The 22,173-nt window shown below is 73.4% G+C and carries 16 protein-coding genes; 11 read left to right on the plus strand and 5 right to left on the minus strand.

What is annotated here, in order from left to right; translation table 11 throughout:
- Positions 1 to 414: 414 nt before the first annotated feature.
- Both pknB and BCD48_RS15825 read right to left on the minus strand, forming a co-directional pair.
- Positions 415 to 2,442 (minus strand): Stk1 family PASTA domain-containing Ser/Thr kinase, encoded by a 2,028-nt coding sequence (pknB, locus tag BCD48_RS15820; protein ID WP_071049164.1) that lies wholly within the window; start codon positions 2,440 to 2,442, stop codon positions 415 to 417.
- Positions 2,443 to 2,457: 15 nt separating this feature from the next.
- Positions 2,458 to 3,690 (minus strand): LysM peptidoglycan-binding domain-containing protein, encoded by a 1,233-nt coding sequence (locus tag BCD48_RS15825; protein ID WP_071049166.1) that lies wholly within the window; start codon positions 3,688 to 3,690, stop codon positions 2,458 to 2,460.
- Positions 3,691 to 3,943: 253 nt separating this feature from the next.
- On the opposite strand from BCD48_RS15825, the gene BCD48_RS15830 reads away from it, so the two are divergent.
- The 9 genes from BCD48_RS15830 (at position 3,944) to BCD48_RS46425 (ending at position 12,281) form a co-directional block, all read left to right on the plus strand.
- Positions 3,944 to 4,786, plus strand: a complete 843-nt coding sequence (locus BCD48_RS15830) for a thiazole synthase (protein ID WP_083418703.1) — start codon at positions 3,944 to 3,946, stop codon at positions 4,784 to 4,786.
- Positions 4,783 to 5,925, plus strand: coding sequence for a 2-iminoacetate synthase ThiH (gene thiH, locus BCD48_RS15835; RefSeq protein ID WP_071049168.1), 1,143 nt, complete (start codon positions 4,783 to 4,785; stop codon positions 5,923 to 5,925). The genes BCD48_RS15830 and thiH overlap by 4 nt, the downstream gene beginning before the upstream one ends.
- 99 nt (positions 5,926 to 6,024) lie before the next feature.
- Complete coding sequence (locus BCD48_RS15840; RefSeq protein WP_071049170.1) at positions 6,025 to 7,341, plus strand: NAD(P)/FAD-dependent oxidoreductase; 1,317 nt, start codon at positions 6,025 to 6,027, stop codon at positions 7,339 to 7,341.
- A gap of 365 nt (positions 7,342 to 7,706) precedes the next feature.
- Positions 7,707 to 9,359, plus strand: a complete 1,653-nt coding sequence (locus BCD48_RS15845; protein WP_071049171.1) for a Gfo/Idh/MocA family protein — start codon at positions 7,707 to 7,709, stop codon at positions 9,357 to 9,359.
- A gap of 621 nt (positions 9,360 to 9,980) precedes the next feature.
- A complete protein-coding gene (locus BCD48_RS15850) occupies positions 9,981 to 10,298 on the plus strand; it encodes an Rv2175c family DNA-binding protein (protein ID WP_241841762.1) in 318 nt (105 codons plus the stop codon).
- A gap of 50 nt (positions 10,299 to 10,348) precedes the next feature.
- A complete protein-coding gene (gene thiS / locus BCD48_RS15855; RefSeq protein ID WP_198543261.1) occupies positions 10,349 to 10,573 on the plus strand; it encodes a sulfur carrier protein ThiS in 225 nt (74 codons plus the stop codon).
- Positions 10,566 to 11,276 (plus strand): thiamine phosphate synthase, encoded by a 711-nt coding sequence (thiE, locus tag BCD48_RS15860; RefSeq protein WP_241841763.1) that lies wholly within the window; start codon positions 10,566 to 10,568, stop codon positions 11,274 to 11,276. The genes thiS and thiE overlap by 8 nt, the downstream gene beginning before the upstream one ends.
- A gap of 40 nt (positions 11,277 to 11,316) precedes the next feature.
- Entirely contained in the window at positions 11,317 to 11,886 is a 570-nt protein-coding gene (locus tag BCD48_RS56655; RefSeq protein WP_491677138.1) for a lycopene cyclase domain-containing protein, read from the plus strand.
- Positions 11,883 to 12,281, plus strand: coding sequence for a lycopene cyclase domain-containing protein (locus BCD48_RS46425; protein ID WP_083418704.1), 399 nt, complete (start codon positions 11,883 to 11,885; stop codon positions 12,279 to 12,281). Before BCD48_RS56655 ends, BCD48_RS46425 begins: the two co-directional genes overlap by 4 nt.
- On the opposite strand, the gene BCD48_RS15870 is transcribed toward BCD48_RS46425, so the two are convergent.
- Positions 12,187 to 18,432 (minus strand): WD40 domain-containing protein, encoded by a 6,246-nt coding sequence (locus tag BCD48_RS15870; protein ID WP_071049174.1) that lies wholly within the window; start codon positions 18,430 to 18,432, stop codon positions 12,187 to 12,189. The genes BCD48_RS46425 and BCD48_RS15870 overlap by 95 nt on opposite strands.
- 177 nt (positions 18,433 to 18,609) lie before the next feature.
- On the opposite strand from BCD48_RS15870, the gene BCD48_RS15875 reads away from it, so the two are divergent.
- Complete coding sequence (locus tag BCD48_RS15875) at positions 18,610 to 18,822, plus strand: hypothetical protein (RefSeq protein WP_071049176.1); 213 nt, start codon at positions 18,610 to 18,612, stop codon at positions 18,820 to 18,822.
- 113 nt (positions 18,823 to 18,935) lie between these two features.
- Here BCD48_RS15875 and BCD48_RS15880 read toward each other — a convergent pair whose 3' ends face one another.
- Entirely contained in the window at positions 18,936 to 19,166 is a 231-nt protein-coding gene (locus BCD48_RS15880; RefSeq protein ID WP_071049178.1) for a DUF397 domain-containing protein, read from the minus strand.
- Between the two features lie 258 nt (positions 19,167 to 19,424).
- Positions 19,425 to 20,366 (minus strand): SDR family oxidoreductase, encoded by a 942-nt coding sequence (locus BCD48_RS15885; RefSeq protein ID WP_071049180.1) that lies wholly within the window; start codon positions 20,364 to 20,366, stop codon positions 19,425 to 19,427.
- A gap of 577 nt (positions 20,367 to 20,943) precedes the next feature.
- Between BCD48_RS15885 and BCD48_RS15890 the strand changes: the two genes are divergently transcribed.
- The gene (locus tag BCD48_RS15890) at positions 20,944 to 22,098 is read left to right on the plus strand and encodes an acyl-CoA dehydrogenase family protein (RefSeq protein WP_071049204.1); all 1,155 of its coding nucleotides are present in this window, start codon (positions 20,944 to 20,946) and stop codon (positions 22,096 to 22,098) included.
- Positions 22,099 to 22,173 lie beyond the last annotated feature (75 nt).

Raw genomic sequence — 22,173 nt, forward strand, 5'->3', positions numbered from 1 at the left:
AACGTCTGGACTGGTGCTGGTCGCGTTCCGTGCCGATCAGCCGCGAAGGCCACCCACGAGCGAAGCGACGTGGCCCTCGCAGAAGCCGGCCATGGTCGATCCGTTCAAGCGTCACGCAACCGAGCTGGCGCGGAGGCGCGCCTCCGCGGAGGCCGCCCGGCCACGAGCGAAGCGACGTGGCCCCGCGCAGGGTTCGTCGTGGTCTCGCAACGTTCAAGCGTGTCGTAACCGAGCTGGGCGCGGAGGCGCGCCTCGCGGAGGCCCGGCCACGGAGCGAAGCGACCGTGGCCGGGCCGCAGCGAGGTCGCCGTAGCGCCCGTGAGCGCAGGAGGACGGCGCGCGGAGGTCCCGTGGGAGCGAAGCGAGTACGGGGCCGGAGCGCGCCGCCCGGACGGAGCGAACCATCAACACAGTTCAGCCCATCGTGACGTGGATGGTCGTGCCACGCTCGACGGACGTGCCGGCCGGCGGGTTGGTCGACCTGACCTTCCGCCCGAAGAACCAGTTCTGGATGTCGGCCTCGAGCCCGGCGTTCTGGAGGATCGACTGCGCCTGCTCGGTCGACTTGCCCTTCAGGTTCGGCACCGTGACCATGACGCCGGAGCCGTCACCGCCTCCGGCGACGACCGAGACGAACAGCGTCACGGTGCCGCCGGGGTTGAGCTGCTGGCCCGGGTCGGGTGAGGTGCGCACGACCTTGTCCTTGGCGAACGCGCCGCTGGTGTCGATGTCCCGTTGGACCGTGAACCCGAGCTCCTCCAGCTCGGCCTTCGCGTCGTCGTAGGTCTTGCCGACGAGGTCCTCCGGGACGGTCCTGGCGGCCGGACCACTGCTGACCAGCAGCGTGACCTGGGTGCCTGGGTCGACCTTGGTGCCCGCCTGCGGGTCGGTCCCGATGATCTTGTCTTTCTCGACGTCGTCGCTGGGCTGCTGCCGCAGGCCAGCGAACCCCAGGTTCATCGACTGGAGCTTGGCCTGCGCGGCCGCCTGCGACTGGCCCTTCAGGTTAGGGATGGCGACCTGCTCTGGCCCGAGCGACAGGATGATCGTGACGGTGTCGCCGGGGTTGACCTTCGTGCTGCCGCTGGGCGAGTAGTCGGCGACCTTGTCCTTGGGCACGGTCGAGCTGTGGACGGGCGTGCCGTACGTCCACTTCAGGCCGCCCGACCTCAGCTCGGCCTCGGCGTCCGTCTTGGTCAGTCCCGTCAGCAGCGGCACCTCGGCGCCGCCACCGCCACCCAGCATCGCCTTCGCCCCGACGATCAGGAGGATCAGCACGACTACCACGGCAAGCACCGCATATGCCCACGCCGGCGGGCGGAAGCCGCCGATACCGCCACCACGGTGGCCGGATGCCTGGTTTCCGTAGGCCGGCGCCCCGCCCCGGCCGCCGGCGGCGGCGCGGTGACCGCCGCCGCGCCCGGCCGGCGCGGGGGTGAAGCCCGGCGTGTCGAGGTAGCCGTCCATCTCGTCCTCGCCGGGACGGGGCTCGATGCGGGTGGGCGGGTAACGGTCCGCCAGCCCGGCGGCGGGCGGGTAGTCAGCCTGGTAGGGAGCCGCCGCCCCGGCGGGGCCGGGGTCCGTGATGAAGGGCAGCACGCGGCGTACCTCGTCGAGCAGCGCGACGCCGTCAGACGGGCGCTGGTCGGGCTGGCGGGCGGTGGACCGCAGCACCAGGTCGTCAAGCTCGGGCTCGACGCCGCCGACGATCGTCGACGGCGCCGGGATCTCGCTGTGGACCGACTGGTAGGCCACTGACATCGGGGTGGCGCCGGTGTGCGGAAGCTGGCCGGTCAGCATCTCGAACAGCACGACGCCGGCCGCGTACACGTCGCTGCGGTAGTCCGCGACGCCGTGGGTGACCTGCTCGGGCGCGAGATACCCGACGGTCCCCATCACCACGCCCTGGGTCAACGCGGCCGTCGGCTGGGTGATCGGGCGGGCGAGGCCGAAGTCGGCCACCTTCACCTGGCCGTCGTCCCCGAGCAGGATGTTCTCCGGCTTGATGTCGCGGTGGATGATGCCGGCCAGGTGCGCGGCGGCCAGCGCCTCGGCGACGGCTTCCATGATGTCTATCGCCTCGTAGGGCGCGAGCCGCCCTTGCGCACCTAGATGCTGGCGCAACGACCGGCCGCGTACCAGCTCCATGACGAGGTAGTTCAGGACGCCGACCGGAGTCTGGGCCGCGCCCTGGTCCATGACCTGTACGACCCGCGGGGAGTTCAGCCGGGCGACGGCCCGGGCCTCCCGGTGGAACCGGGCGACAAAGTCCGGTTCGTGCATGAGGTTCGGATGCATCACCTTCAGGGCGACCATCCGGTCCAGCCGGTTGTCGTGCGCGATGTAGACGCTCGCCATGCCGCCGACGGCCAGCCGCTCCTGCGCCGTGTACCGGCCGTCCAGCAGGCGACCGATGACGGGGTCCGCGACCGTGGCATCCACGCCGCCAGTTTACGATTAAGGGGCTTCGGCGAAGTGCGCCCGTCTCGCGATCACCTTACCGACATACTCCTGGGTATCCGGAAAGAAACCGTACCGTCGCACCGAGTCAAGACCTTGGTAGTAGCTGCCGACCGCCGTCGGGACATCCCCCGACGTCTCTACCAGCAGGAACCGCAGGAACCCCACCCCGCCCGCGATGTTGTCGGCCGGGTCCGACCGGTCGACCGGCCGGTCGAGCACGGTGGCGATCCAGTGCGCGGTGCGCGGCATCAGCTGCATGACGCCGACCGCCCCGACCTGGCTGACCGCCGTCGGGTCGAACCCGCTCTCGACGGAGGCGACCGCGAGCGCGAGCGCCGGGTCGACGCCCTGGCGGGCCGCCTCCGTCCGGATCACCTGCTGGGTCTGGTCCATGGCGGAGGCGGCCGGCTGCGCGTCGTCCGGCGCACTCCAGCCGGTCTCGGCCGACGTGGCCGCTGAGCTCGTCGAGGCCGTCGAACTCGTCGTGACCGTTGAATTCGTCGTGACTGTTGAGTTCGTCGTGACTGTCGAATTGGTCGTGACTGTTGAGCTCGTCGTGACTGCCGAGTCTGTCGTGACCGTCGAGCTCGACGTCGCCGCGGACGGCGCGACGCCACCACCCGGCGCGACGGGCGCGGGGGTGCTGGCGGAGAGGGCGACGGCCGGCGCGCCGGCCTGGCCCGGGTCCGGAATGACCAGCAGGATCTGGCCGATCCGCAGGCCGTCGTCGGGGCCGAGCCCGTTGCGGGCCGCGAGGTCGGCGACGCTGGTGCCCGCCCGGGCGGCCAGCGCCGACAGCGACTCACCCGGCTGGACGACGTAGCCGCCGGGGGGCCGAAACGGCTGGCATGCCTCCGCGGGCAAACTGGGCGCACAGTCCGTGGCCACCTCCGGCTGGGCCACCGCCGCGGCCCCGGCCGCCCCCACCGCCTCGGAGTGGGAGCCCGGCAGGTAGAGCAGTTCGCCCGCCCGTAGCTCGTCGTCCGACAGGCCGTTCATCGTCCTGATCCGCTCGACGGTCGTCCCGTGCCGCGCGGCCAGCGACCACAGCGAGTCGCCGGGGCTGACCTCGTACGGCCCCCACCCGCCGGCCGCCGCACCGCAGGCGGCAGCGACGACGAGTGCGCTGGCCAGCATTCCGGCTCCCCGGACCGTGGCCCGGCTCGGCCGTGGGACCCGGGCTGGGAAGGCGGCGCGCGCCAGGATGGTCGGGCGTCGTGCTGGCATCCGCATTCCTCCGGTGTCGGTCGACAAGGACCGACAGTGACGGAGTGGACGCACAACAGCAAGATCATCCTTGTCTGGGTGCGGGGTCCACGCGGTGCACCGCTTCGCTCGGCGCGAGCCTGCTGGCGAATGTGGGACATACAATCCGTGCGGACCCGGGGAGCCCGCATAAGGCGGGCTGAGAGGCCGACCAGCAACCGTCGGCGACCCGTCGACCCGATCGCGGTCATGCGCGCGTGGGGAGGGAAAAGTGGTGGCAGCACCTGGGACGGCGCCGGTCAGGCTCACTGAGCTCGAGGACGAGCCGCTGCGGATCGACGGGCGGGCGTTCACCAGCCGGCTCATGGTCGGCACGGGGAAGTTTGGCAGTCACACGCTGATGCGGGACAGCCTCATCGCCAGCGGGGCCGAGATCGTCACGGTCGCGCTGCGCCGGGTGGATCTCGCCCGGGCCGGCGAGGGCGACGTGCTCGACTTCGTCCCGCCGGGGGTGACGCTGCTGCCGAACACCTCCGGCGCCGTCACCGCCGAGGAGGCGTACCGGCTCGCCCGGCTCGGCCGGGCCGCGACCGGCAGCCCGCTCGTCAAGCTCGAGGTCACCCCCGACCCGCGCACGCTCGCGCCGGACCCGGTGGAGACGCTGCGCGCCGCCGAGCTGCTGGTCGCCGATGGGTTCACCGTGCTGCCGTACTGCCCGGCCGACCCGGTGCTCGCCCGCCGGCTGGAGGAGGCTGGCTGCGCGACGGTCATGCCGCTCGGCAGCTGGATCGGCTCCAACCGCGGCCTGCGCACCCGGGACGCCCTGGAAGTGATCATCGAGGCGGCCGGCGTGCCGGTCGTCGTCGACGCAGGCCTGGGCGTCCCCTCCGACGCCGCCGAGGCGATGGAGATCGGCGCGTCCGCCGTCCTCGTCAACACCGCGATCGCGGTCGCGAGCAACCCGGTGACGATGGCCCGCGCGTTCGCGCTCGCGACCGTCGCCGGCCGGCTCGGCTACCTCGCCGGCCGCGGCGCCGTCAGCGCGCCGACCAGGGCCGAGGCGTCCTCACCGCTCACGGGCTTCCTCGGCGCGCGGCCCGGGGGCGTCGCCTCGTGAGCGCCCCGCCGGGGGAGTTCGCGGCGGTCCTCGTCGGCCTTGACCTGCCGGGGCTCGCCGCCACCGGGCTGCTCGCCGACGACGCCGCCGTGACCCGTGTGCTCGCGACCGCCCGCGCCGGCGGCCGGCTCGGCCTCGCCGACCTCGCCGTCCTGCTCTCCCCGGCCGCGACCGGCCGGATCGAGGAGCTGGCGCACGCCGCCCGCGAGGCGACGCTGCGCCGCTTCGGCCGCGCCGTGCGGCTGTTCGCGCCGCTGTACGTCTCGAACGCCTGCCTGTCGTCCTGCACGTACTGCGGCTTCTCCAAGGGGCTGCCGGTCGTGCGCCGGACGCTGTCCGTCGACGAGACCGCGGCCGAGGCGCGCCTGCTGGCCGAGCGCGGCTTCCGCCACCTGCTGCTGGTCTCCGGCGAGCACCGGGTCGAGGTCTCCGCCGACTATCTCGTCGCCGTCGTCGAACGGCTCGCCCCGCTGTTCCCGGCGATCTCGATCGAGACCCAGACCTGGTCGGACGACACCTACGCCCGGCTCGTCGCGGCCGGGCTCGTCGGGGCGGTCCACTACCAGGAGACCTACGACCGGTCCCGGTACCGCGAGGTGCACGTCGCCGGCTGGAAGCGGGACTTCGACCGCCGGCTGTCGTCGTTCGAGCGCGCCGGCGCCGCCGGCGTGCGCCGCCTGGGCCTCGGCGTACTGCTCGGCCTCGCCGTCGACTGGCGGGCCGACGTGCTCGCGCTCGCCGCGCACGCGACGTTCCTGTCCCGCCGGTTCTGGCGCACGGAGATCACGGCGGCGCTGCCGCGGATCCGGCCGAACGCGGCCGGCTTCCCGCCCGTAGTCGTCGTCGGTGATGCCGAGTTCGTGCAGGCGCACGCCGCGCTGCGGCTCTACGAGCCTGACCTGGACCTGTCGCTGTCCACCCGCGAGCCGGTGGCGATGCGCGACGGGCTGGTCCACATCGCGGTGACCACGATGAGCGCGGGCTCGTCCACCGAGCCAGGCGGTTACGGGACGCCCGGCAGTGCGCAGGAACAGTTCTCGATCAGTGACGAACGCCCCCCGGACGCTGTCGCGGCCATGCTCGTCGACGCCGGCTACGACCCGGTCTGGAAGGACGCCTTCCCGCTCGTCGCAACCTGACCAGCAAGGTCACCACACGACGGCGCGCGGACGCCGCCGAGTGTGATCTGGTGAATCTGGTAGGGGCTTCAAAGCGTGGTGCTCCGATAGCCTGCGGCCATGGAACATGTTGTGGTGGTGGGCGCCGGGCTGGCCGGCGGCCGGACCGTCGTCGAGCTGCGCGAGCAGGGGTACACCGGCCGGATCACCCTGATCGGGGCGGAGGAGCACCCGCCCTACGACCGTCCGCCGCTGTCGAAGGCCGTGCTGACCGGCCGCACCGACAGCACCCACCTGCCATACGGGCTGCACGACCTGGACGGCGTCGAGCTGCTGCTCGGCCGGCAGGCGACCGGCCTGGAGCCCGGTGTGGTCCATACGGACGCGGGCCCCGTCGGCTACGACGGCCTGGTGATCGCCAGCGGCTCGGCGCCGATCCGGCTGCCTGGCGCGCCCAGCCAGCGGGTGCTGCGCACCATCGACGACTCGCTCTCGTTGCGCAAGGCGCTGCGTCCCGGGCTGCGGCTCGTCATCGTCGGCGCCGGCTGGATCGGCGCCGAGGTCGCGACGGTCGCCGCCAAGCAGGGCGCCGAGGTGACCGTCGTCGAGGGCGGCGGCTTCCCGCTCGCGCCACTCGGCGTCGAGGTCGGCGGCCACGCCGTCCACTGGTACGAGGAGGCCGGCGTCACGCTCCGCGTCGACGCCATGGTCGACAAGATCGGTGATGCCGGGCTGCTGCTCGTGGGCGGCGAGTTCATCCCGGCCGACGAGATCGTCGTCGGCGTCGGTGTGCGGCCCGACGTCGCCTGGCTGGGCGGGTCGCTGGCCGTCGAGCGGGGGATCGTCACCGACGAGCACCTGCTGGCCACCTGGGCGAAGAAGGCGCCACAATCGTCTTCCGTTGCGTCTTCGGAGCCCCTTCAGCCGACATCGGCCCCCGGCGTGGCCGGGGTGCAGGGCGCCGCGCCGGTGATCGCCGTCGGTGACTGCGCTGCCTGGTGGTCGCTGCGCTACGGCACGCGGATGCACGTCGAGCACTGGGACAGCGCCCAGGGCGCGCCCGCCGTCGCCGCCAGCACCCTGCTCGGCCTCGCCGCCGGCCAGGCCGTCGCGGACCTGCCCGTCTACAACCCGGTGCCGTACTTCTGGTCGGAGCAGTTTGGCCGGATGGTGCAGTTCGCCGGCCTGCCGGCGGACGACGCCCACCTGGTGTTCCGTGGCGACCCGGCCGCGCGCAGGGCGCCGGACGCGAAGAAGGCGCCCGGCTGGTCGGCCGGCTGGTTCGCCCCGGACGGCACGCTCACCGCGCTGGTGACGGTGGCGCGCCCGATCGACATGGTCGCCGGCCGCCGCCTGCTGACCGCCGCCGCCCGCCCCGACCAGGCCCAGTTCGCTGACCCCGCCGTCCCCCTGAAGTCCTTCGTGGCCGATTCCTGAAGTCCGTCGTGGCCGAATCGATCGGTGGCCCAGCCGGGGACCGCCTGGCACCCGGCCGATCGTCTCCTGTCCGAGGCTGTCCGGGGTTCGGTGGTGCCCCTGCCGCAAATCGGTTCATGACCAGATCTCATGGCGCGCGACGGCCGTCGCGGCGCGTGCCAGCCGCGATGGTCCGCCGGCGGGACCGTCCTGTCACTGGCCGTCGTGACGGTGCGTGGTGGCGGTGGCAATTCGTCGCTGGTCGTGGGCTTGCCGGTGCCGGTGGTCAGGTAGTGGGTCGGGTCGACTAGCTGGACGTTCGGGTCGATCGGCCGTATAGCACCCGTTGGCGGGCGGATGGGGTCCTGTCACTAGAGTCTGGCGCTGTGCCGCGCATTCACCTGGTCTCCAACCTGCCCGGGGTGAGCGCCCTCGGTGATCACCTCCGGGCCGCCGGGCTCGGGCCCACCTCGGCCCGCTCCGCCGATGCCCTGCTGGTCCTCATCGACCGGCCGCTGGACTCCGTCGAGCAGGAGCTCCTCGACCGTGCGCGGCAGTCGGTGCCGGTGCTGCTCGCGGGACCGACCGTGCGCGCGCTGCCATCCGACAGCCCGCTGGTCGAGGCCTCCGGGCTCATCCCCGGCCACACCACGCCCACGCATGAGCTGCGGGTGACGGTCGGGCCGAACGGCGCGGAGGTCGCCGCCCGGATGGACGACTTCCGGCCGGTGGACAGCTGGGTCGTCCCCGACAAGATCGCCGACGACGTCGAACGACTGCTGCTCGTCCAGCAGGGGACGGCCGAGTTCCCGGTCTGCACCTGGCGGCCGTCGACCGGCCTGGGGATGTTCACCCTCGGCTCGACCGCGAGCACGCTCGCCGACCCCGTCTACCATCGGCTGGTCGGCCGCTGGCTGCGCCACACCCTCGGCGTCCGCGACGCGGCACCCATCGGTGTCGGACTGCTCGGCGAGCCGGGGATGCCGGCCGCCCACCAGACGGCCGTCGAGGCCACCGAGGGCCTGAACCTGGTCGCGGTGAGCGGCACCGGCCGCGCCGGCGGCGGTCGGTCCGGCGAGAGCCAGGCACGCTCCTACGACGAGCCCGACAGCCTGATCGCCGACGCCGACGTCCGCCTCGTCGTCATCGGGACCCCGAACAACACCCGCGCGCAGTGGGCCTCCCGGGCGCTGGAGGCCGGCAAGGACGTGGTCATCCCGTCCCCGTTCGCGCTGTCCACCCAGGAAGCCGACGACCTGGCGCTGCTCGCCGCCGCCCGCTCGTCGCTGCTCGCGATGTACTCGGAGCGCCGCGAGGACCCGGCGTACCAGAGCCTGCGCGCGGCCGTGCGCCGCGGCGCCATCGGCGACATCCTTTCGGTCGAGGTCATCCACGGCGCGTACAACAGGCCGCCCGGTGGCTGGCACGACGACGAGCGCGCCAGCGGCGGCCTCATCCACGACCGCGCCGCCGCCCACCTCGACTGGGTGCTCGACCTGGTCGACGAGCCGGTCGAGTGGGTCACCGCCACCGCCCACAAGCGGGTCTGGCACCACGTGACCAACGCCGACCACGCCCGCGTCCTGCTGCGCTTCGCCAACGGCGCCGAGGCGCAGGTGACGGTCTCCGACCTGCTCGCGGTGCCCACCACCCGGCTGCACGTGCTCGGCTCCACCGGTTCCGTGTTCGGCGACGACCTGGCGACGGCCGCCCTCGCTACGGGCGGCGCCGCCGAGACGGCGCCGGCGGACGGGTGGGCACGGGCCGGCGGCCGGCACGCGGGCCGGACCGGCGAGAGGGCCCCGTCCGCCGCGCTGTCGGCTGGACCGCTCACGGTGGTATCCCACGACGGCACCAGAACCCGCCTTCCACTCCCGGCGGGCGCCCCTTACCCGTTCTACCGGGACCTCGCAGACGCGCTCCTGTCCGGCTGGCCACTCGCCTCCTACCGGGTGGAGACCGCCCGCAAGGTCGTCGCCGTCGCGGAGGCCGCCACCCGCTCCGCGGGCGGAGGCGGCGTCCAGATCGGCCCCGCCTAAGGCGGCGTTCGGGCCGGGGTTCCTGCCGGATCGGTGGAGCTTGCGGAGCCGATCTGGGAGGTCCGGGACGCGCCGCCCGCCTCGGGCGCCTAGGGGCGCCCTCCCCGCCTGGTTCCGGGGTTGGTGCGTATGGCGGTGGTGGGCCTGGTTCCGGGCGGAGGATGTGGCTGGCAGACCTCCCAGATCGGCTCCGCCGATCCGGCAGGGACCCCGGGCGCTGCGCTGAAGGCGCCGTCACCTGCTCTTGCTGAGGCGCGCTGAACTGGCCTGTGGCTGGGTCTGCGCTGAGGCGCCGTCACGTCTCGGGGCTGGTTTGCGCGCGTCGCTTACCAGGATGGCATCGCTCACCAGGTGGCGTGACGTCGGAGCTCATGGGATTGGCCCTGAGGTCGGGCGCGGAACGTCCTCCCGTCGTGGTTCTGGGCACAGGCGTGTGACGGTGGCTGGTGTGATTTCGCGCTGATGACGTGGCTGAGTTGGCGCCGTGCTGATGTGCCGTCGCTGGCTGTGGCTGGGGCGCGTGGACAGATCGTCAGCCGCTTCCGCCTGCCTGACTCCGGGCGCGAGGTCAGTCTTGAGGACACCTCCCGGTCGTGTTTACTTTCGACCATGGACAACTGGTTGCCGCTGCCCGATGTCGCCGAGGCGATGGGGGTCCCGATCACGCGGGTGCGCCAGCTCGTGCGGGAGGGCAGCCTGCTCGCCCGCCGCCAGGAGGACGGCATACTGCGGGTCCCAGCCGGCTTCATCCAGGACGGCCAGGTCACGAAGGGCCTGCCCGGCACGCTGACGCTGCTCGCCGACGCCGGCTACTCGCAGGAGGAGGCCATCGACTGGCTGCTGCGCGAGGACCCGAGCCTTCCCGGCACCCCGCTGGACGCGCTTCGCGAGAACCGAGGCAGGGAGGTCAAGCGCCGCGCCCAGGCCCTCGGCTTCTGACGCGGCGGGCAGGAGACGGCCGTGCGGATGCAGCGCGTAGGGTCCAGGGTGTGGTTGATCCGTCTGTGGCCGCGGTGGCCGTCGTCGTGAACGGCCAGGAGCGGCAGGTGCCGGCGGGGCAGCCGCTCGCCGAGCTGCTCGCCGACCTGGGCCTGCGGGCCGGGTCGGTGGTGGTCGAGTACAACGGCGAGGCGCTCACCGCCGCGCAGCGCCGGGACGTGCGGCTGCGCGCCGGCGACCGGCTCGAGCTCGTCCGGGCGGTCGCCGGTGGATGACACGGCGGTGCGGGTGGCGCGGCTGGCGCGGCTGGCGGATGCCCGGCTCTACCTGTGCACACCCCGCCAGCCTGACTTCGATGCCTTCCTCGACGGTGTGCTCGCCCCGCCCGGCGCCAGCACCGGCTCTGGCGGCGCGGCCGCGCCGGGCGTCGACCTGATCCAGCTCCGGGAGAAGGGTCTGGAGTGGCGGGAGGAGGCCGCGGCGCTGGAGCGCATGCTCGCCGCCGGCCGCCGCCACGGCGCGCTGGTCAGCGGAAACGACCGGGCCGACCTGGCCTCGGTGCTCGGCGTCGACATCCTGCACGTCGGCCAGGACGACATCCCACCGGCCGTCGCGCGCCGCCTCCTCGGCCCCGACGTGATCCTTGGCTTGTCGACGCATGACGAACGGCAGCTCGAGGCCGCGCTCGCCGACCAGGATGTCGACTACTTCTGCGTCGGCCCGGTCTGGCCGACACCGACGAAGGAGGGCCGTCCCGGGGTGGGCCTGCGGCTCCTGGCCGCGGCCGTCGCCGCCGCCCCGCCGTTCGCGCCCGGTTCGAAGCCGTGGTTCGCGATCGGCGGGATCGACGAGGAACGCCTCGACGCGGTGCTCGACGTTGGCGCGCGCCGCGCCGTCGTCGTCCGCGCCATCACCGGCGCCCCCGACCCGGCCGCCGCGTCCGCTGCCCTCGCCGCCCGCCTGCGCGCCGCCGGCTAGCCCGGCGCCCGCCCAGCCTCGCAGCGTCCGGTCGGTTCTGGTGCGCCACCTCGGCTACCTCGCGGTCCTCGCGGCCTGCCTGCTCGGAACCGCGCCGCTGGAGGTGTTCCTGCGCACCCGGGTCTACGCCCGGTGGCGCCGGCTGGTGCGCACCCTCGTCCCGGTGCTGGTCGTCTTCGTCGGCTGGGACCTGTACGCGATCGCGCGCGGCCAGTGGACGTTCGACGCGCGCGGCATCACCGGGGTGCGGCTGCCGGGCGGGATCCCGCTGGAGGAGGTGCTGTTCTTCGTCGTCGTGCCGATCTGCGCGGTCCTCACCCTGGAGGCCGTCCGCGCCCGCCGCCGTGACTGGTCCGTCGGCGACGAGCCCCCGCCGCCCGAACCCGGCCCCCCCAGCCCACCCGGGCTACCCGGGCCACCCGGGCCACCCGAGTCAGCCGTCGCGCCGCGGCCGCCATCGCATGATCGGCGGGTCTGTACCGGAATCCGAACAGACCGGGAGTCGGAGCTCGGATCCGGGTACACATCCGGTGATCATGCGACGGGACGTGATCGTGATCGGTGGAGCCGTGGCGGGCGCTGGCGAGGACGGGAACCGGGGGCCGGATGAGCTACACGGCGCTCGCGTGCACCGGTGTGCTGGCCGCCGTGCTGGCGGACGCGCTCGTGTTCCGGGTGCGGCTGGTGCGGCGGCGGGCGTTCTGGGTCGCCTACGCGATCATCGTTGTCTGCCAGCTGGTGACGAACGGGATCCTCACCGGGTTCGGCATCGTGCGCTACGACTCCGCCACGATCCTCGGCCCGCGGGTCGTGTGCGCTCCCGTCGAGGACCTGCTGTTCGGCTTCGCCCTCGTCCTGTGGACCCTCGACTGGTGGGTCTGGTGGGGCCGCCGCGACCGCCATCGCCGCGTCAGGGCGCCGGGGGAATCGGCGCGTCGAGAGGGAGCCGGCGGATCCACGGCAGATATGGGGTCAGCTCGTCCGGGTCGAAACGGCAGAGCCTGATCGACCACGAGAATCCGCTCCCACCCTCGGCGGTCCGTTCCTCGGAGCTCTTGTACGCGCCGTCGGGGAACAACGCCGCCCAGTGGGCGCCCGACAGCCCGAGGAGCGTGGCCATCTCACGCCCGGCCGCGACGTCCCACAGCCGCGTGGTGCCATCGCCGCCGCCGGATACCAGCATGTCCCCCGCACTGGCCTCGGGGCCTGGGGGACCGTTCGCCACGGGACGCTCCGCCATGGCCGCGCGGCCCGGGGCGAACGCCAGCGACCGGATCACCTCGGTATGCCCGGCCAGCCGGCGGGTCTCAGCGCCAGAATCGGTGTCCCAGACGCGGATGATGCCGTCCTCGCCGCCAGACGCGACCAGCCGGCCGTCGGGCGAGAAGGCGACCGTCCTGACCCGACCGGTGTGGCCCACCAGCCGATGGCGCAGCTCGCCGCTCGCCGCGTCCCAGATCCGGACCGTGCCCGATCCGAACGCGCTCGCCAGAAGCTGGCCGTCGGGTGAGAACGCCACCGCGTTCACCTGGTCGGCGCGGTTGCCAAGCCGGCGCGCGGCGGGAGCGGTCCCCGACCCGCCCGACGGGCCAGGATCCGGTATCGCGTCCCAGAGGTGGACGGTGCCGGCGTCGGTGCCGGCCGCGAGTCGCTCGCCATCCGGCGAGAACGCCACCGAGAGCACCCGCAGGCCGTCGGCTCGCAACGTGGCGGTCGGCCGGCCGGTCCAGGGGTTCCACAGGCCGACCGTGCCGTCTGGATGCCCCACGGCGAGCAGTGTGGTGTCCGGGGAGAAAGCGACCGCGTTCGCCGGGGCTCGCCTCGTGTTCAGTTTGCGTGCCGGAGTGTCCAGGTCCGGCGGGCCGTCGCCCGACCGGGCGGCGGCGAGGTCGAAGATCCGGACCAGGCCGTCCTCGCCGCTGGCGGCCAGCAGCGTCGCGTCATCGGTCACGTCCATGCCATAGGTCCAGGCGCGCTCACCCGAGCCGACGTGGACCTGCCGTGCGGTCCGGGTGTCCCAGAGCCGCAGGGAACCGTCCTCGTTGGCCGAGGCGACCAGCGGCTGGTCCGGTACGAACACGGTCGAGACCACGTCGGTGGTGTGGCTGGCCAGCAACGTCCGGCCCGGCGGGGATCCGTCGGCGACCTTCCACAGCCGAACCGTTCCGTCCGCGCTGCCGGCGATCAGCGTCTCGCCGTCGGCGTCGACGAAATCCAGCGCGGCCAGCCAGCCGGTGCGTTCCCGCAGCGTCGCGCGCAGGCCACCTGTACGCGGGTCCCACACGCGGATCGTTCCGTCGGCGGCGCCGACCGCGAGCAGGGAGCTGGTCGCGTTGAACGCCAGGGTGCGGGCGAGGTGAGTGTCGCCGGGCAGCCGGGCCAGCTCACCGCCGGTAGCGAGGCTCCAGACCCGCGTCGTGTTCTCGCCGTCGTCGATCCAGGCCAGAAGCCGGCCGTCGGGCGAGAACCGCGATGCCCGGGCGCGCTGGTCCGGTGCGCCGAGCGCACCGGCGTCGCGGCGGGCACGCACGTCCCACAGGTGGACCTGGTCGCCGTAGGCCAACAGGGTCCCGTCCGGCGAGAAGCAGAGCGCCTTGACCCGATCCCGAGACCGGCGCAACGTCGCGATCCTCTCCCGGACGGTGAGGTCCCAGACGTACACCTCGCCGTCCCAGCAGCCGGCGGCCAGCAGCCGTCCCTCCGGGGAGAAAGCGAGCGACCGCACCCGGGAGGCGAGCCCGTCGAAGGTGGCGAGTTCCTCGGCCCCGGTGACGTCCCAGATCCGAACGCTGCCCGCGATGTCTCCGGCCGCGAGCAGGGAGCCGTCGGCGGAGAAGGCGACCGAGCGGATCCACTCGCCATGACCCCGCAGTACGGCGAGCGGCCGGCCGTCGGCGAGGTCCGAGAGGGCGACATGATGGCCGCTTCCATAGGCGATCAGGTCGTGCGCCGGCGAGATCGCCAGCGTCAGCCGGACGCCCGCGTCGATGATGACGTCGACGGGGTCACGGCCGGGCACGGCGGCGGCGGCGAGCTCGGGGTCCGCCCGCGACCGGTCCGGCGGGGTGGCGCCGAGCAGCGCGGCGCGTGCCCAGCGGCTGCCGGTGAGGACGGTGTCGGTCAGGTCGGTGTCGGCGAGGCGGGCCCGGCTCAGGTCGGCGTCGGTGAGGTTCGCGCCCGTCAGCCGCAGGCCGCGGGCGCGGACGCCGGTCAACCGTGCGTGGGTGAGGTCCGCGCCGTCGAGGGCGGTGTCGTCGAGGTTCGCGTCGGTGAGGTTGGCGCCCCTCAGGTCCGCGCCGGTCAGGTCGAGGCCGGCCAGGTCGGCACCCTCCAGATGGGCTCCGGCGAGCCGCGCGCCGCGGGCCACCGTCGGGTCGGCCCGCCGCGCGATCGTGAGGGCGTTCGCCCTGGCCGCCTGCCCGGAGTCCGGGTCGGCGAGCACGCGGCGCGCCCAGGCCGCCACCGCGTCGTCGCCGGAGACGCCGCGGACGAAATCGACCATGAGCGGGGACATCGCCCGCGCGGCCAGCACGTCCTCGCCGCCGGTCGGGTCGGGAGCGGTCCCGGCGGTCAGGCCGCCCGCGGCGGCGGCGGCGACCAGGTACTCCATCACCGACTGATGGATGAAGGTGAAGCCACCGTCCTCGGCGCGCACCAGGAGGCTGCCCGAGCCGACCATGTGCGCGGCCTGCCCGGAATCGAGCTGGCCGGCGTCGGCCCGGTCCGTCATCGCGTCGAGGGTCGCGCTGGTCGTCGCGGCCAGCTCCGAGAGGTTGATCATCTGATCGGTGGTGCGCCACAGCCGCAGCGCGAGCGCGGTGACGGCCTCCCGGCGCTCGTCCGCCGTGAGCGTCGGCCCGGCGCCCGGCGGGCGGGCCCGCTGTTCCTCGTGGCGGAGCCACTCGCCGATCAGCTCGCCGTACAGGTCCGCCGAACTGATCATTCCGGTCCTGGCCTGGACGGCGCGCAGCCGGTCGGTGTCCAGCGACGCGATGAAGCCCAGCATGCGCGGGTTGTGCGACAGCCCGAGCAGGTCGCGGATGTCGTGGATCAGCTTGAGGCGCTCACGGGCCCGCGCCGCGTCGCCGTGGTGCAGCCGGACGAGGAACTCCTCGATCTGCTGCTCGGTGAAGTCGCCCACCTCGGCGATCCGGCTCGCGGGCAGCAGCTCGACCCGGGCGCCGAGCGCGCCGCGGACCTGCCCGTGGGAGAGGAAGTGCTGGGTCCGGCTGGACACGACGATCTTCGCCTGGCCCTCGACGGCGTCGAGCAGCCGGCTGAGGTGCTCGGCCGCGGTCTCGTAGGTGACCCGCAACGCGAGTTCGTCGAACCCGTCGAACAGCAGTACCAGCCGGCCGCGGCGCAGCATGTACCGGAGCACCGACACGTCGACCCGCTGCTCGCCCGAGGCGACCAGATGGGCCGCGACCAGCTCGTCCACACTGTGCGCCTTCTCCATCGTGCGCAGGTCGATCAGCAGCGGGATCAGGTGCGGCCTGACCTGGGGGAGGGTGCGGGCCAGTTCGTGCAGGCAGAACGTCTTGCCCCGGCCGAAGTCACCCAGGATCAGCACGAACCGCGCCGAGTCCGCCGTCAGCCAGTCGACGATCTGCCCGAGCAGGTCCCCGCCGTCGTGGCCGGCCGGGCCGCGGCGCGGCGTCCCGCCGGACATCGTGCCATCCGCCGTGCCCGGGTCGGGGCTGCCTGGGCCGCCTTCGATCAGGCGGAACCGCTGCGGCAGGTAGAGCGCGGGCGGGTAGAGCCGGTCGGCCGCCAGCCGTTCGCTCTGGCGGCGCAGGTAGCCGCGCAGGTCCAGCAGGCCCTGGTACTCGACGAAGCTGCGCAGCCGCACGCCGCGTACGGCGGCATGGCGGACCAGCTCGTCCGGCGCCGGCAGCGGGCCCCCGTAGACGAGGTCCGAGGTCAGCTGCGGGTCGGTCGCCGCGTACTGGTGGTGCACGTGCTCGACGAACCGGTCGACGGCGCCCTCGTCGACGCCCTCCTCGGCGATCCCGACCGGCCGCTGCTCGAACACCGGCCCGTGCGGCACGGTGACCCGCAGGTACTCGGGCGTGACGCCGACGGGTGAGATGCGGGTGACCGTCGCGCCGGGGGACGAGAGCTCGGCGATCTCCGCGACTCGGTCGGCGAACGTCTCGCCGCGCCGGGTGCCGCGCGCGTCTTCGTTGGTAGGCGGGCCACCCACCCCGCGTTCACCGGTGCTTCGGCGGCCGCCGCCCGGCGGGTGACCGGAGGAGATTTCGCCGTCGGCGGCCGGTTGCCGCCGAGTCGGGCGGGGGAACGTCGCCGCGGCGTGTTCCCAGCGGGTCCGATAGGTGACTGTTCCTCCGGGGCCGACCTCGTCGGCGGGCCGCCAGGCGCCGGCGCGGCGGGAGAAGCGGCGGTCCAGCCTGGTCACCTCGCTGCGGCTGACCCGGACGAGCTGGTAGCGGACGGCGGCCTCGGCGGTCGGCACGGGGTGCGGCGGGTGCGCGCTGATCAGTGCTGTTCCGGAGCGCGGCAGCCGGGCCGGCGCCGCTGGCAACGGCCTGTTCGGCGCCGGCGCGCCATGCCCGTGCGCGGCGAGCAGGACGTTGAGATGGCCGCCGAGGATCAGGTCGGCGCCGTCGGCGTCCGCCGCCTTCGCCGAGTGCACCCGGTCGGCCGCGAGCGGCGGGTGGTGGCCGATGGCGACCCGGAACCAGCCGGCGCGTTCGTAGCCGGCGAGCCGGTCGGCGAACCAGCGAGCCTGCGCCTGGCCGACCTCGCCCCGGTCGTCCGCCGACCGGTGGCTCATCGTCATCGTCGAGTTCAGCCCCACGACGACGAGCCGCAGGTCCGGCATCGGGTAGAGGGTCCACTCCTGCCCTACGGCGAACGTCCGGTCGTCCAGCTCGCGGTAGAAGCCCGCGTGGAAGTCGACGAAGTGCCGCCACTTGCGCCAGTACGGCGGCGTCGGCTCGATCTCCTCGTCCTCGCAGGCGGCGAAGTAGGCGCGGGCCGCGGCGGCGCTCACGTCGCCGCGGCCGGGCACCAGGGCGATCCGGTGAACGGGCAGGCCCAGCCGCTCGGCCAGTCCCGCGAGCCGTGGCCCCGCCTGCTCGTATTCTCCGCGTCGACCTTCCACCGCGACCCCGGTGACGACCACCAGGTCCGGAGTGATCCCGGGGTTGGCGGCGAGCGCCGCGAGATCGTCAAGGAGCGCCGCGCCGTACGGGTCCTGGCCGGTGTCCGGCGCGTGGCCGGGACGTGGCGGCACGGCCAGGGCGGGCAGGTGCAGGAGCGTGATCGACGCCCGCTCGCCGCCGCGCGCCTCCGTGTGCTCGGCCGGCCCGGAGGCCGCCGGCGAGGTGGCGGGCCCGCCGACGGTGGAGCGTGACGGCGGTGGGCGGGTCCAGGCCGCGGGCGCGGCGGGCGCGGCCGGTGGCCGCTGGGACGACGGCGCCGGCGCCGGCCCCGGCCCCACGGTTGTCCGCCGCGCGAGCGCGGGCGGCATCGACGCCCGCGGGGCGGGCGGCAACGACGGTCGCGGCAGGCCCGGCGGCGCCGGTGGTGGGAGAGGCGGACCGGCTGGCCCTGGCAGAGACACGACGCCGTCGTCCGTGAGGAGCGCCAGATCGGGGCGGTCCGGCGCCGGGGTGCCGGATGTCGGCGACGGCCCCGGCGCCGGGGCTGGGAGGGCCATGGCGGCGCCGGTGGCCGGGAGCCTCAGCGTCGGAGCGGGCGGGGCGAGGTCGTAGCCGGGGAAGGGCGGTTCGTGACCCGGCTCGGGCGGGCCGGTATGCGGCTCCAGCAGCCCCCGCAGCACCGCCTGCGCGGCCGCGGCCTGGTCAAGACCGGCCAGCACGATCATGTTGATCGTGCCGAGAAGCGGCGGAAGTTCGCACGGCTCCACGAGCACCGGCAGGAGGAAACCGTCCCGGTCGTGCGCGATCCGCATCCCGGCCTGCCACTCCTCCCGCACCCAGGACGAGCGGTCGAGGTAGGACGGCGAGATCACCGCGATCATTCGGTCGGCGCGGGCGAGCGCGGCGTTTATCTGGTCGACGAAGTTCGCCCCGAGCGGGAACGAGCGCCGGTAGAAGGCGACCTCGTGGCCGGCGCTGCGCAGCACGTGGTCCAGCCACCTGCCCCACCGTTCGTCCGGCCCCGCCACGCTGAGAAAGATCCGCGCCGGGTCACCCGTTGGCGGACCAGTCTCTCCCCACACGTCCTGATGGTCCCAGAACCGGGTGCCCCGCAGAAGAAAACGGCGAATACACTCCCTCTTGACCGGTTGAGGCGATCGACAAGAATGGGACTCTCGCCCGATTGTCGGCGAAATGCGGTAGATGTGCGGGCGCTCCCGGTCGAGCCCGGGTTTACCGAGTCAGCCGGCGCGCCGGGGCCGCTCGGGGCGCTGCTGGCGGTTCCGATGACTCTGCTGGCCAAGGCCCTGCTCGTCGACGCCGACCCCGCGGCCCGGTGGCTGCGTCCGCTACCGGGCGACACGGCAGCCGAGGGCCTGACGGCTGACGTTGTGACATCCGCCCGCCCAGGAAGGTAGCCACCAGCCTGTCCGGCTGAGCCGGCCCGTCTGCGGCGAGACGGGCCAGCGGGTTGCCGTCTCCGGGTGGCCCCGAAGGCCGTGGTGATCTCCGGGGCGGTCTCACGGATAGGTCAGCTCGGGTCGAACTCGCCCCCGCGGACGCCGGTGAGGAACGCGTCCCATTCGGAGTTGCTGAAGGCGAGGACCGGGCCCTTCGGGTCGGTGGAGTCGCGCAGCAGCATGCCGCCGTGGACGGGGGCCGCCTCGACGCAGTCGACGCGATAGGGGCTGGCGGAACTCTTGTGCCAGGCGAGCTGGTCCTGGTCGACGGTCGCGAGCGTGGATCGCATGTCTCGGCTCATGGCTGTCCTCCTGAGTGTGGATGGACCTGGCGTACGGCTCGGGGTGGAGTCGCACTGATCCAGTGTGAAATGCCATCAGTCGTGATCGCAATCCGTGCTTGCCATGACACGGTAGGTGAGATCGGGCTGGCGCTGTGCCGGATGACGTGGATGACCTGGAGGGGCGCGGGTGTCGCCCACTGCTCAGCGCCGGCCGGCCGGCTGAGCCCGGCCGGCCGCCGATCCGGGCGTGCCTCCCGCGCCCCGAGGCTCCGGGCGTCAGGCGGACGGCCGGTTGCCCAGCATGTCGGCGTTCGCGGCGGCCTTCGCGACCAGGTCGGGGATGACCTCGCCCAGCTCGCCCGGCTCCCACTTGCCCTCGCGGTTCACCGACGGGCCGTTCACCCAGCCTTCGGTGACGCTGATGAAGCCGCCGGCGACGGAGAACACCCGGCCGGTGACGCCGTTCGACTGCGGCGAGCCAAGCCAGACGACCAGCGGGGAGATGTTCTCCGGTCCCAGCGGGTTCCAGTCGGCCTCCGCCTGGGACTGCTCCTTGAGGTCCTCTTCCTGCTTCTTGACGAAGCCGAGGTCCTCGGTCATCCGGGTGAGCGCGGTCGGGGCGATCGCGTTGACGGTGACCCCGTAGCGGCCCAGCTCCGTAGCGGCGATGACGGTGAACGCGGCGATGCCGGCCTTCGCGGCGCCGTAGTTCGTCTGGCCGACGTTGCCGAAGATGCCCGACGGCGACGAGGTGTTGATGATGCGGGCGTCGTTGGTCTCGCCGGCCTTGGACCGGTCCCGCCAGTAGGCGGCGGCGTGGTGCGCCACGCCGAAGGTGCCCTTCAGGTGCACCTTGATGACCGCGTCCCACTCGGCCTCGGTCATGTTCACCAGCATCCGGTCGCGCAGGATGCCGGCGTTGTTCACGACGACGTCCAGCCGGCCGAAGGTGTCGATGGCCTGGTCGACGAGGCTCTTGGAGCCGTCCCAGGTCGAGATGTCCTCGGTGTTCGCGACCGCCTCGCCGCCCCCCGCGACGATCTCGGCGGCGACGGACTGCGCCGGGCCGGCCGAGGCACCGGTGCCGTCCCGGGCGCCGCCGAGGTCGTTGACGACGACCTTCGCGCCCTCGGCGGCGAACGCGAGCGCGTGCTCCCGGCCGATGCCGCCACCCGCGCCGGTGATGACGACGACGCGCCCCTCGCAGATCCCGCTCATGCCCGGACTCCTCTTGTCACGTGTCGAGTTCCGTTCTGTGCTGCTCTGTCGATCTCGTCTGTGCGCGGGACGAACCACGCCCGTCTGACTTCCTATACGCCCAACGGCCGAGGAGGTCAGGTACCGCCAGACCTCGCCCACCCAACCGCTACCCGCGCACCGGCGAGCCCGCCGGCCCGCCGGCCCGCCGGCCGGGCCACCGTGCCAGCCCCGCCAGCCGCGGCGCGGAACGGCGCGGCCAGCCCGACTCCAGAGCCGTTCTCCCGCGTCGAGCGGCGCGCGCCGTCCCCGCCGACCTTGCGCCGCCGAAGCCGGGTGGGGAGCCGGACGTCATCGTGTCGCGCCTGCCCGTCACGAGCCAGCGAACGGGCGGTGAGCTCCGTCGTCCGGTCCCGTCCGGTGTGCGCCAAGGCGTCCGGGTGGGCAGGATGGATGACGGCGCGTGCCGTGGCCCCAACCGGCGGTGCTCTTGGTTCGCCCCAGAGCGCGGGGTCCCGCCGATTCTTGCGCCAGCAGGGATCGACGGGGGAGCAGTGCCGTACCGATGCTGGACCGCGAGCAGATACGGACGGGTGCCGTGCAGGAGAGTGACTTCACCGAGGTACTGGCCTCGGTGCGACGGTTCGTTCGCGAACGGGTCGTGCCGCTGGAGCAGGAGATAGAGGAGACCGACGAGATACCGGCGGCGCTGCGGGCCGAGGCCGCCGAGATGGGACTGTTCGGGTTCGCGATTCCGGAGCTCTACGGCGGGCTCGGTCTGTCGATGAGCGAGGAGGCCCGGCTTGTCTCCGAGCTCGGCTACACGACGCCGGCGTTCCGGTCGATGTTCGGGACGAACAACGGGATCGCCGGTCATGTGCTGCTCGAGGGCGCGACCGAGGAGCAGAAAAAGACCTGGCTGCCGAAGATCGCCTCGGGGGAGTGGACCGCGTCGTTCGCGCTGACCGAGCAGGGCGCCGGCTCCGACCCGTCCGGCCTGGCCACCACCGCCGTCCGCGACGGCGACGACTGGGTGATCAACGGGTCCAAGCGGTTCATCACCAACGCGCCGCTCGCCGACGTCTTCATGGTCTTCGCCCGCACCGACCCGCACGCCTCGTCCAGCCGGGGCATCACCACGTTCATGGTCGAGAAGGACACCGCCGGCCTGTCCGTCGGCCCGCGCGACCACAAGATGGGCCAGGCGGGTGCCTGGACCGCCGACGTCTACCTCGACAACGTGCGGGTGCGGCCGTCGGCGCTCATCGGCGGGGAGGACGGCGTCGGGCGGGGCTACGCGACCGCGATGCGCTGCCTCGCGCACGGCCGGATCCACATCGCCGCGCTGTGCGTCGGCATGTCCCAGCGGCTGGTCGACGAGTCCGTCTCGTACGCGGCCAGCCGGGAGCAGGGCGGCGCGGTGATCGGCACCTACCAGCTGATCCAGGGCCTGATCGCCGACTCGGCGACCGACCTCTACGCCGCCCGCGCGCTGGTCGCCGACGTCGCCGCCAAGTTCGACGACGGCAGCGACAAGCGGATCGGACCGTCCTGCGCCAAGTACTTCGCCTCAGAGGCGGTCGGGCGGATCGCCGATCGGGCGGTGCAGATCCACGGCGGTTCCGGCTACATCCGCGGCGTCCCGGTGGAGCGTTTCTACCGCGACGCCCGGCTGTTCCGGATTTATGAGGGCACCAGCCAGATCCAGCAGATCGTCATCGCCCGAGGCCTGCTGGCCCAGGCCGGCTCCTGAGGCGGTCCGGCGGCGGACGCTCCGCGCCCGCCGCCGGGCGCCGCCTCGGGGTCCCTGCCGGATCGGCGGAGCTTG

The organism is Pseudofrankia coriaricola (genome assembly GCF_001854805.1).
Classification (GTDB): domain Bacteria; phylum Actinomycetota; class Actinomycetes; order Frankiales; family Frankiaceae; genus Pseudofrankia.

What these genes read in the sequence shown, in the direction of transcription:
- BCD48_RS15840 (WP_071049170.1), top strand. Translation starts at nt 6,025, where the DNA reads ATGGAACATGTTGTGGTGGTGGGCGCCGGGCTGGCCGGCGGCCGGACC.
- BCD48_RS15885 (WP_071049180.1), bottom strand. Translation starts at nt 20,366, where the DNA reads ATGAGCGGGATCTGCGAGGGGCGCGTCGTCGTCATCACCGGCGCGGGT.
- BCD48_RS15825 (WP_071049166.1), bottom strand. Translation starts at nt 3,690, where the DNA reads ATGCCAGCACGACGCCCGACCATCCTGGCGCGCGCCGCCTTCCCAGCC.
- BCD48_RS15880 (WP_071049178.1), bottom strand. Translation starts at nt 19,166, where the DNA reads ATGAGCCGAGACATGCGATCCACGCTCGCGACCGTCGACCAGGACCAG.
- BCD48_RS46425 (WP_083418704.1), top strand. Translation starts at nt 11,883, where the DNA reads ATGAGCTACACGGCGCTCGCGTGCACCGGTGTGCTGGCCGCCGTGCTG.